Raw genomic sequence first — 10,459 nt, 5'->3', positions numbered from 1 at the left:
CGCTTTCAGATAGAAAATGCAGGCTATGATCCACTTATTAAGGCTATTCTAAGATCATATGGCGGTGCCTTTGATCAATATGTGAAGATTCAGGAATCAGATATTGCCAAGAAAGTAAGGATGTCATTTAATGATGTAGTCAGGCTGCTGAACAATTTACAGGATCAGGGTATTTTGTCGTATTTGCCTCAAACAGACCAACCTCAGTTGCAATATATACGTGCCAGAGTTGATCTGCTTCATATAGACATTGATGTAAAGTATATTGAACTAAGAAAGAAAATTCAGACAGATCAGATAAATGCGGTATTGGCTTATGCCGGAAAAGCAGAATGTAGAAGCATTCAGTTGTTGACTTATTTTGATGAACCCGATTCTGAAAAATGTGGAGTTTGCGACATCTGCCTTGCAGAGAAAAAAGCTGAAGATCTGGATCAGTTATCTGATAAGATAGATTTTGAGATTGTTACTTTGTTACAGAGTCAGGCCCACGCACTGGACGACCTTGTAAATGCCATAAAAGTTGGTGCTGAAAATGAGATACTAGACCGGATAAGAGAATTGCTTGATGCCGGGAAAATTAAAACGGACGGGAAAAATTATTACCTTTAATATTATGAGAAAGATTATCGCTATTGTTTGTGCTATTCCTGTTCTTTTAGCAGGATGTTCCTCTGATTGTATACAGGATTCGGGTAAACACATTGTTAAAGATGCTGTTGTAAAGAATTTTGATCAGATAAAAATTACCGGGGCCATTAAACTTGTGATCAAACAAGATAGTTCTTATGCTATAAAAATTGATGCAGATTCTAGTATTGTTAACATGGTAAGAACAGATGTGAGCAGTGGAGAACTGAGGGTGAAACTGGACGATGGAATATATTGTGGTACAGACTCTGTAGTTGTTTATGCAGGTATTGGTGAATTGAAAAAGCTAAATACAGTAGGAGCTGTTAAGGTTGTTGGCGATGGCCGTATTTATGCAACAGATGTTGATTTGAAACTCGAAGGTACATCTGATGTTTCTCTGGACCTGAGTGCGTCTAAATTAACCACCAGGATTGATGGGATTGGTAAACTTGCGCTGACCGGGCAAACCGGTGTACACAATTTAACAGCTAAGGGAACATCAACTGTTAATGCATTTGATTTTGTAGCAGGTATTTACGATATAAATATCGATGGAACCGGAAAGGCCAACATAAATGTGCTGAACGATCTGAAAATTAAAACGGCAGGCTCAAGTGAGGTGTATTATAAAGGGAACCCGAAAAACGTTGATGAGAAAAAATCAGGAGCTACTAAATTGGAGAAAGTAAATTAATACTGAATACTGTTTTTTAGCTACTTTAGTACCTCATTTAATACATGGAACAAAAAAACGATAAAAAAGTCATCCGCTCGTGGGCGTTCTTTGACTGGGCTAATTCAGCATATAATCTAGTTATTACTTCTACCATTTTTCCGGCTTATTATACCATAATAACTACCACTCAGGAACATGGTGATAAGGTTTCCTTTTTTGGAAGAACTTTTACCAATACGGCCTTGTCTAACTATGCCTTATCTGTGGCCTATCTGATAATGGCTTTGCTGTTGCCTATTCTTTCGTCAATTGCAGATTACAGGGGCAACAAAAAGATTTTCATGAAAATCTTTACCTACATAGGTGGTATTGCCTGCATGGGATTGTACTTTTTTAAGCTCGATACGCTGGAACTGGGCATCATCTGTTTTGCTATAGCTGCCATGGGATACATAGGAGGGGTGTTGTTTAATAACTCATACCTCCCAGAAATAGCTACTGTAGATCAGCAGGATGCGGTAAGTGCAAAAGGTTTTGCTTATGGTTATGTAGGTAGTGTTTTGCTTCAGATCATTTGCTTTGTTTTTGTACTGAAACCGGAACTGTTTGGCATTACAGATTTATCATTTCCGCCAAGGTTATCATTCTTGCTGGTGGGTATATGGTGGATTGCTTTTGCACAGATTCCGTTTAAAAAGCTTCCTGCAGGTAGTCCAAATTATTCGTCGATTAATAAGAGCGTAGTAAGAAGTGGTTTCCAGGAATTGTCTAAAGTTTGGAACCAGTTACGCCATATGAAAGTGCTTAAAATGTTTTTATTGGCATTTTTCTTTTATTCAATGGGTGTACAAACCATTATGCTCGCCGCTGCGGGTTTTGGAGAAAAGACTCTAAAACTGGGAACTTCTAAACTTATTGTAACCATTTTAATTATACAGTTGGTGGCCATATTGGGTGCCATGATGATGTCTTATTTTGCAAAGAAAATTGGAAATGTTCGTGTATTGATCTATGTGGTACTCATTTGGATCCAATACCCCTGATACAGCCTCATTCTTTAGCTTTTATGATGTAACCGAAAAGATGGCCATTGTAATTGGTTTGTTTAGTTTTGCTTACATTGAGGAAGTAACGGGGAATATGCGGAACTCCATAATAGCTTTGGCATCATTTTTTATAATTGGTTTGGTGTTTTTGGTGGTATTAAAAAGCGTTGAAAAGAGATCTGTTTTATAAATGCTTAACGTAAATGCTTGACGTTATAGCTTTAAAATAAATGCGTGGTAATGCTCGTTTTAACTTAAATAAAATGGTCACTTTTGACTTAAATAGTAGAGAATATAATATTAATGAAAGTAGAATTATTTGTACCCTGTTTCGTAGACCAGTTATATCCGGAAACGGCATTTAATACCATAAAGTTATTGGAGAAGGCTGGTTGTGAGGTGTTCTATAATTCTAATCAGACCTGCTGCGGTCAACCTGCTTATAATGCGGGCTATTGGGAGCAGGCAAAGGAAACGGGCACTAAGTTCCTTAGTGATTTTTCGGAAACAGATTATATAGTAGCTCCATCCGCATCATGTGTAGGTATGGTTAAAAGTGGTTATAGTGATCTTTTTACCAACACTACCGTGCATAACAAATGTAGGAATATCCAATCCAATATCTTTGAGCTTTCAGATTTTCTGGTAAACGTTCTTAAAAGAGACTATTTTGGGGCAGAGCTGGATGGAAAGGCTGTTTATCATGATTCTTGTAGCGGACTACGCGAATGCAAAATCAAAGAAGAACCAAGGCTACTTTTGTCTAAAGTACACGGATTGGAAATGGTAGAGATGAAGGATACTGATATGTGTTGTGGCTTTGGTGGTACATTCGCAGTTAAGTTTGATGCCATTTCATCGGCAATGGCTGAGCAGAAGGTGAATAATGCTTTGGAGCAAGGTGCTGAATATGTGATTTCTACAGATTTATCATGCCTGATGCATTTACAGGGTTACATCGACAAAAATAATATTCCGCTTAAAACGATGCATTTAGCCGATGTATTGGCAAATGGATGGTTAGAAAGTACGGAATATTAGTTAACTTTGTAATTCAGAATCACATTGTAGGTGATTTATAACACAAATTTTATTAATTTTTAAATCATAGTTGTAGATGATTAACATTACACTGCCTGATGGCTCTAGCCGTCAGTACGAAAAGGGCACAACTGCCCATCAAATTGCATTATCAATTTCTGAGGGTTTAGCCCGCAATGTTTTAGCCGCCGAAGTTAACGGAGAAGTTTGGGATTCATCCAGACCGATAGAGTCTGATGCTTCTTTAAAACTACTAACATGGAATGATACAGCAGGTAAAGCTACTTTCTGGCATTCATCGGCCCACATTATGGCCGAGGCATTGGAAGCATTGTACCCTGGTACAAAATTTGGTATCGGTCCAGCTATTGAAACCGGATTTTACTATGATGTAGATTTTGGCGACAGAGAGTTTTCTTCTGATGACTTTAAAGCTATCGAAGCAAAAATCATTGAACTGGCAAAACAGAAAGAGGTTTTTGTTAGAGAATCAGTTTCAAAAGCTGATGCAGTTAAGTATTTTACTGAAAAGGGAGACGAATATAAGTTAGATCTTATTGATGGCCTTGAAGATGGTAAAATCACTTTTTATACTCAGGGACAATTTACCGATTTATGTCGTGGCCCACATATTCCTAATACAGGGTTTATTAAAGCTGTTAAGTTGATGAATGTTGCCGGCGCTTATTGGCGTGGTGACGAAACTAAAAAACAGCTTACACGTATTTATGGTGTTACTTTCCCTAAAGCAAGTGAACTTACTGAATATCTTCATATGATTGAAGAAGCTAAGAAAAGAGATCACAGAAAGTTAGGTAAGGAGCTTGAACTATTTGCTTTTTCTGAAAAAGTAGGCATGGGATTGCCATTGTGGTTACCAAAAGGTGCAGCATTGCGCGAGCGTTTGGTGCAGTTTTTAACAAAAGCACAAGGTAAGGCAGGGTATGAGCAGGTTGTAACTCCACATATTGGCCATAAGAATTTATACATTACTTCGGGTCACTATGAGAAATACGGTAAAGATGCATTTCAGCCAATAAAGACACCGCAGGAAGGAGAGGAGTTTTTCCTTAAACCGATGAACTGCCCGCACCATTGCGAGATTTATAAAGTGAAACCACGTTCGTATAAAGATCTTCCTTTGCGTTTTGCTGAGTTTGGAACTGTATATCGCTATGAGCAAAGTGGAGAACTGCATGGTTTAACAAGGGTTCGTGGATTTACTCAGGATGATGCACATTTGTTTTGTCGCCCAGACCAGGTGAAAGAGGAATTTAAAAAGGTAATTGATCTTGTACTATACGTATTTAAATCATTGGGTTTCAATGATTATATCGCTCAGGTTTCTTTAAGAGATCCTGAAAACAGAGCAAAATACATTGGTAGCGATGAGAACTGGCATCTGGCAGAAACTGCAATTATTGAGGCTGCTGCAGAAAAAGGTTTACCAACAGTTGTGGAATACGGCGAAGCAGCATTTTATGGCCCGAAATTAGATTTCATGGTTAAGGATGCATTGGGTAGAAAATGGCAGCTTGGAACTATTCAGGTTGATTATAATTTACCTGAGCGCTTTGAGTTGGAATATACTGGCAGCGATAATCAAAAACACAGACCAGTAATGATCCATAGGGCTCCATTTGGTTCTCTTGAGCGTTTTATCGCAGTTTTGATTGAACATTGTGCTGGTAATTTCCCATTATGGCTTTCTCCTGAACAATTTATTATTCTTCCTATCTCAGAAAAGTATGAAGAATATGCAAAAAAAGTTTCAGATGAACTAAATAATTCCGATATTCGCGGGCTGATTGACTTTCGTGATGAGAAGATTGGAAGGAAAATCAGAGACGCAGAGGTTAAAAAAATACCTTATATGTTGATTATTGGTGAGAAGGAAATGGCTGAAGGAAAGGTTTCTGTAAGGAAACATGGCGAAGGCGATTTAGGTGAAATGACCCTGCAAGAGTTTAGTGAATTATTAATTAAAGAAATAACAGTTTAAATAAGATACAAATTTGGCATTAGGCAGACCAGGATTTAATAGGGGACCACGTCCTCCTTTTAAGAAAAAAGAAGCAGAACATAATATTAATCAGTTTATCAGGGCACAAGAGGTAAGATTAGCTGGAGATAATGTTGAACCGGGGATCTATCCTTTGGCAAAAGCTTTGGCCCTTGCCGATGAGTTAGAATTGGATTTAGTGGAGATTTCTCCGAATGCAGTTCCTCCAGTATGTAGAATAATCGATTACAGCAAGTTTGTTTACGAGCAAAAGAAAAAGCAGAAAGAGATTAAAGCTAACGCTAAACAAACTGTTATTAAGGAGATTAGATTCGGACCTAACACTAACGATCATGATTTTCAATTTAAACTAAAGCATGCTGTTAGTTTCCTTGAAAATGGTGAGAAAGTTAGAGCTTATGTTCACTTTAAAGACATATAATAAAAACAGGTTATGCCAAAAATGAAAACCAATTCCAGTGCTAAAAAGCGTTTTTCGCTTACTGGAACAGGTAAAATCGCAAGAAAGAACGCATACAAAAGCCACATCTTAACAAAGATGTCGACTAAACGTAAGCGTAACTTAGGTCAAACATCAATGGTGTCTGATGCTGATATGGGCAACGTTAAACGTATGCTTGCAATCGGTAAATAATTAAATTTTTAACCAGGTAACCGGTAGTAAGTTTGCTGTAATACGCAACACCGTTTATCAAAAACAACAAAAACATGCCACGTTCGGTAAACGCAGTAGCTTCGAGAAGAAGAAGGAAAAAAGTCCTAAATTTAGCCAAAGGCTATTGGGGATCAAGAAGCAAGGTTTTCACCATTGCTAAAAATACGGTAGAAAAAGGTTTGCAATATGCATACCGTGACCGTAAAGTTAAGAAAAGAGAATTTCGTGGATTGTGGATTCAACGTATCAACGCTGGAGCACGTCAACACGGTATATCTTACTCTCAATTAATTGGTAAATTAGCCACTAAAAATATCGGTTTAAACCGTAAAGTTTTAGCTGACTTAGCTATGAACCATCCAGAAGCTTTTAAAGCTGTAATTGATGCAGTAAAATAGATATAACTTAAGTTATAAAATAAGGGAGCTATTAGCTCCCTTTTTTTATGTCGTATATTTTATAAGTTAATGTGCTGACCGGCAGTGATGATATGTTCTTTGTCGATTCGACTCATAAAAGGAACTTTTCCAATTACCTTAACCCCGCTATAGTTCTGGATGTAATTTTCTGTCTCCGCATTTGCAGGGCCGTTGAATATTAGCCCCTCTACAGAGATCTGGTTTGCTTTAAGGACTTCTAGCGTAAGTAAGGTATGGTTAATGCTACCAAGGTAGTTCTGAGAAACTACAATAACCTTTGCATCAAGTGATTTGATCAGGTCGCATATAAGTTCCTTATCGTTCAATGGTACCATTAAACCTCCCGCGCCTTCAATAATCAGACTGTTATCCGTTATCGGTTTTTTTATAGAATCAGTGGTAATGTGAACACCATCTATTTTGGCCGACAAGTGGGGAGAAAGTGGCTGGCCGAGTCTGTATCGTTCAGGGTGTATAACTGTTTTGGTATTGCTTATCAGGTTTCCAACAAATAAGCTATCGCTTATTTCCAGATCCCCTGACTGAATGGGCTTCCAATAATCTGCCTGTAGTTTTTCTGTTAATATTGAGCTTACAATTGTTTTACCAATACCGGTTCCTATTCCGGTAATAAAATATGTATTATTCATGTTCTTTTAATAATATGAGTTGGTCTACAAGCATCTTAATCTCTTCATCGGTATTAAACAGATGTAAGCATATCCTTAGCCGCTCTTTGCCTTCTGCAACGGTAGGGCTTAAGATAGCACGAACATCTATACCTTTATTTTGTAATGTTTCGGCAGCAAATTTAGCTTTTTGGTTGCTGTTGTATATAATAGTTTGTATTGTACTTGGGCTTGGTTGAATATCCTGAATGCCCGAGTTGCTAATTAAGCGTGAATACAAAGCTATTTTCTCTGCAATTAATGGGCGGTAATCTGTATCAGTCAGCATTTGGTAAGCACTTCTTATAGCTGCAATAGCATGAATAGGAGCTGCTGTAGAGTAGATGAAGGAACGTGCAAAATTGATGAGGTAGTTGCGTAATGCACGGCTTCCTAATACAATTGCCCCATGGCAGCCCAATGCTTTGCCAAAAGCAACGATGCGTGCAAATACTTTATTTTCCAGGCCCGCCTGCTGTACTAACCCCCGTCCATAATTCCCAAAAATACCCAAAGCATGCGCTTCATCAACAATCAGGTTTGCCTCATATCTTTCACACAGGTTATTTATTTCAGTAAGTGGCGCAACGTCACCGTCCATAGAATAAACACTTTCTACAACCACATAAACATTTCCTTTTGCAACTTTTAGTTTGGCTTCAAGGTCGTTAAGATTGTTATGTTTAAAGGAATATCGGTTGGCATGAGTTAGTCGGGCACCATCTATAAGACTGGCATGAATCAATTCATCAGATATAATGGTATCGCCGCGCTGTGCTAAGCTTGAAATAAGACCTACGTTGGCATCGTATCCAGAATTAAAGACAAGACCATTTTCTGCATTATGGAAGTCAGCAATAAAAGCTTCAGTCTCTTCAGTAAAAGCATGATTGCCACTTAGCAAACGAGAACCTGCAGCGCCATTACCATAATGTGGCATATGCAATAAAGTCTCATTGATTGCATTTTTTAATTGAGGCGATCTTGCAAAGCCCAGATAATCATTAGAGCAAAAATCAACRGGGAAAATCTTTGCAGATAATTTCCTTAATGAGCCTTTTTCTGTTCTGTTGAGTAGCCTTTCGTTTATGAATTGCTCAGCTTTATTCATTTAGTGCTGTTCTGGGGCGTATTAGTTTTTGTTTAGCTGTGATATAGATTTTTGCATTTGAGACATCATATTTGTTAGCGTTTCAATAGTAGGTTCAGGTGTAGGGTCGGGCAGGGTAGATGAAATATAAGCTTTTGCTTTCCATATTTCAAGAATATCTTCCGCTGCTATGGTATAAGGATCATATACTTTATTGTCTGAGATTAACTTCAGTTCTTTGTTTTCTTTAAAGCGGTTGCCGGCTCTTTTATAAACCACACCTTCATTCTTGCTCACAATAACATAGGTTTCGCCAGTTTTTACATCATTCCAGTTATCCATATATTCCCCTAATATTACGCTTCCCGATTGGATAGGTAACATAGAATCGCCAACGATTTCGAAAGCTCTGAACGTTCCTTGTTTTAGGAAGGGCAATGGCAATTGAAATTTGGGAAGGTCTTTAATATACTGTGGATCTGCGAAGCCATTTAAATATCCGGCGCTAGCTTTAACAGGAACCATCTCGATGTTCTCATTGTCGTCTTTGTCGACAGATATACTTAGTATCCTAAGGTTCGAACCCTGGCTTTTTGGTTTGGGTTTCCAGCTGTCGTTTATATTTTCATTGATAAATTCATCTATAGTCAGTTCAAAATATTCTGCTATTTTCTTTAGTAAATCATATTTTGGTTCCGCTCTGTCCTCTTCGTAAGCACCAATCAATGATCTTTTAATTTCCATTGCATCAGCGAATTGCTGCTGTGTGTGGCCTTTTTTCTTTCTTAAGTACTTAAGGTTGGATGAAATATTTGACATAAAATAAAAATTTAAAATTTATTTGTTTTTACTAAAATAGTTAGTATTATTGTGCCAATAAAGTTAGTATTATTTATTTGAATATCCAAAAGGAGTACTAATTAATTTAGTTAATAATAATTTAAGCTTAAGGCCATGAAAAAGTTCGTATACATTGTAACAGACAGAAACCGTACTAGTTTACACGTTGGAATGAGTTCTGATTTAATTAAGACGCTGGATTTCTACAAGCAAATGCCTTGCTTGTTTTTTGATAGCAGTCAACAACTTACCAGATTGGTGTATTTTGAAGAATTTAAAACAGAAGCACAGGCTTTAAGCAGATTTAAAATAATGAGCAGATTCACCAGGATGCAAAAGGAGCGGGTTGTGAGGTCATGTAATCCTGATTGGGTAGATTTAACGATAGGGTTGGATTTTGAGCATATCATTTCCAGCAAGAAGCTGATCAATCAGGTTAACCTGCCATTTACTATGTACTCTTAAAACAAAAAAGGCTCGAATAGATATTCTATTCGAGCCTTTTTATACGATCATTAAATAACAGTCTTACCAACCAGGAGCAAATGTTAAACCAAAAACACCGGCTTTAACATCTTTACGTTGGAACGGGAAAGCATAATAAGGTTCCAATACAAAGTAACCAAATACATTCACCCTAACGGAAACACCGGCACTTAGTGCTGGTACTCTTTCAGCAGGTTTGCCGTTTGGCAATAACACACCATTAGGCTGGCTTTTGAAAGATACTTTTGAATCTTCATCCCATGCTAATCCTGCATCAAAGAACAGGTTTAAATCAGTAAATAAAAACTTAGAAGGTATTTGAGCTAACTTTTTAGGGCCTGTAAATGGTAGGCGGACTTCAAAGTTCACTACTGCTATCTTACTTCCAGATAGCTGATTGATATCGAAGTTCCCTCCTAAATCATTACTCTTATACATAGAGTTCGCTTCGTAACCTCTTATTAAATACGGATATCCTGCATACAATGGGTATAGGTTTTCGCCATCTCTTCCAATCCTGATGTAGTTATAAGTTCTGGCTGCAAAGGTGAAAGGTTTAACACGCACATATTTCCTTAAATCAACCGTGATGGCCGAGAAACTGTAATCGCCAAAATATTGCTCGGCTCCAACTCTATATCTAAATCCATCAAGAGGAGAGGTTACCCCCATAATAGAGTTATCGCCAACAAATGATGCATTAGCCTGGAAAATAGTAAATGAATTAAATGGTATACCTAATTCCTGCGAAGCCTGATCTGTTGGTATTTTTTTCTTTTCAGAACCAAGATAGTATGAGCCTGTTTCATCATAATAATTACTTATACGATCTATGCGGTAACTATAACGAGAAAATGCGCCGCCAAGTTCAAACCTATGTAC

General features: G+C 37.6%; 11 protein-coding genes and 2 pseudogenes. 9 read left to right on the top strand and 4 right to left on the bottom strand.

What is annotated here, in order from left to right:
* From AC1DDX_RS24095 to rplT, 8 genes and pseudogenes are all read left to right on the top strand, one after another.
* A partial coding sequence (locus AC1DDX_RS24095; RefSeq protein WP_477622723.1) for a RecQ family zinc-binding domain-containing protein occupies positions 1-612 on the top strand: 612 nt, incomplete at its 5' end.
* A gap of 4 nt (positions 613-616) precedes the next feature.
* Entirely contained in the window at positions 617-1,327 is a 711-nt protein-coding gene (locus tag AC1DDX_RS24090; RefSeq protein ID WP_246269722.1) for a head GIN domain-containing protein, read from the top strand.
* A 44-nt stretch (positions 1,328-1,371) separates the two neighbouring features.
* Positions 1,372-2,545, top strand: a pseudogene (locus tag AC1DDX_RS24085) (MFS transporter).
* Positions 2,546-2,658: 113 nt separating this feature from the next.
* Positions 2,659-3,396, top strand: a complete 738-nt coding sequence (locus tag AC1DDX_RS24080; RefSeq protein ID WP_172663299.1) for a (Fe-S)-binding protein — start codon at positions 2,659-2,661, stop codon at positions 3,394-3,396.
* 76 nt (positions 3,397-3,472) lie between these two features.
* Positions 3,473-5,398, top strand: a complete 1,926-nt coding sequence (gene thrS / locus AC1DDX_RS24075) for a threonine--tRNA ligase (RefSeq protein ID WP_172663298.1) — start codon at positions 3,473-3,475, stop codon at positions 5,396-5,398.
* Positions 5,399-5,411: 13 nt separating this feature from the next.
* Positions 5,412-5,831, top strand: a pseudogene (infC, locus tag AC1DDX_RS24070) (translation initiation factor IF-3); the annotation flags it as partial.
* A 21-nt stretch (positions 5,832-5,852) separates the two neighbouring features.
* On the top strand, positions 5,853-6,053 hold the full coding sequence (rpmI, locus tag AC1DDX_RS24065; protein WP_048905002.1) for a 50S ribosomal protein L35: 201 nt from the start codon (positions 5,853-5,855) through the stop codon (positions 6,051-6,053).
* Between the two features lie 74 nt (positions 6,054-6,127).
* Positions 6,128-6,472 (top strand): 50S ribosomal protein L20, encoded by a 345-nt coding sequence (rplT, locus tag AC1DDX_RS24060; protein ID WP_048905003.1) that lies wholly within the window; start codon positions 6,128-6,130, stop codon positions 6,470-6,472.
* 59 nt (positions 6,473-6,531) lie between these two features.
* Here the strand turns inward: rplT and bioD are convergent, their stop codons facing one another.
* Genes bioD through AC1DDX_RS24045 form a run of 3 tightly spaced genes read right to left on the bottom strand, consistent with a single transcriptional unit; the run spans position 6,532 to position 9,070 of the window.
* Positions 6,532-7,143: a dethiobiotin synthase gene (gene bioD / locus AC1DDX_RS24055; protein ID WP_288883741.1), complete on the bottom strand. Its 612-nt coding sequence runs from the start codon at positions 7,141-7,143 to the stop codon at positions 6,532-6,534.
* Positions 7,136-8,272 (bottom strand): aminotransferase class I/II-fold pyridoxal phosphate-dependent enzyme, encoded by a 1,137-nt coding sequence (locus AC1DDX_RS24050; protein WP_337714878.1) that lies wholly within the window; start codon positions 8,270-8,272, stop codon positions 7,136-7,138. Before AC1DDX_RS24050 ends, bioD begins: the two co-directional genes overlap by 8 nt.
* A gap of 21 nt (positions 8,273-8,293) precedes the next feature.
* Positions 8,294-9,070: an XRE family transcriptional regulator gene (locus AC1DDX_RS24045; protein WP_172663295.1), complete on the bottom strand. Its 777-nt coding sequence runs from the start codon at positions 9,068-9,070 to the stop codon at positions 8,294-8,296.
* Between the two features lie 135 nt (positions 9,071-9,205).
* Between AC1DDX_RS24045 and AC1DDX_RS24040 the strand changes: the two genes are divergently transcribed.
* A complete protein-coding gene (locus tag AC1DDX_RS24040; RefSeq protein ID WP_172663294.1) occupies positions 9,206-9,556 on the top strand; it encodes a GIY-YIG nuclease family protein in 351 nt (116 codons plus the stop codon).
* Between the two features lie 63 nt (positions 9,557-9,619).
* Here the strand turns inward: AC1DDX_RS24040 and AC1DDX_RS24035 are convergent.
* A partial coding sequence (locus AC1DDX_RS24035; RefSeq protein WP_477622722.1) for a BamA/TamA family outer membrane protein occupies positions 9,620-10,459 on the bottom strand: 840 nt, incomplete at its 5' end.

The sequence above is a fragment of the Pedobacter sp. 10L46_2 genome (assembly GCF_056395165.1).
Note: the sequence above shows the minus strand (reverse complement) of the source record. Positions and strands in the feature narration are given on the sequence as shown.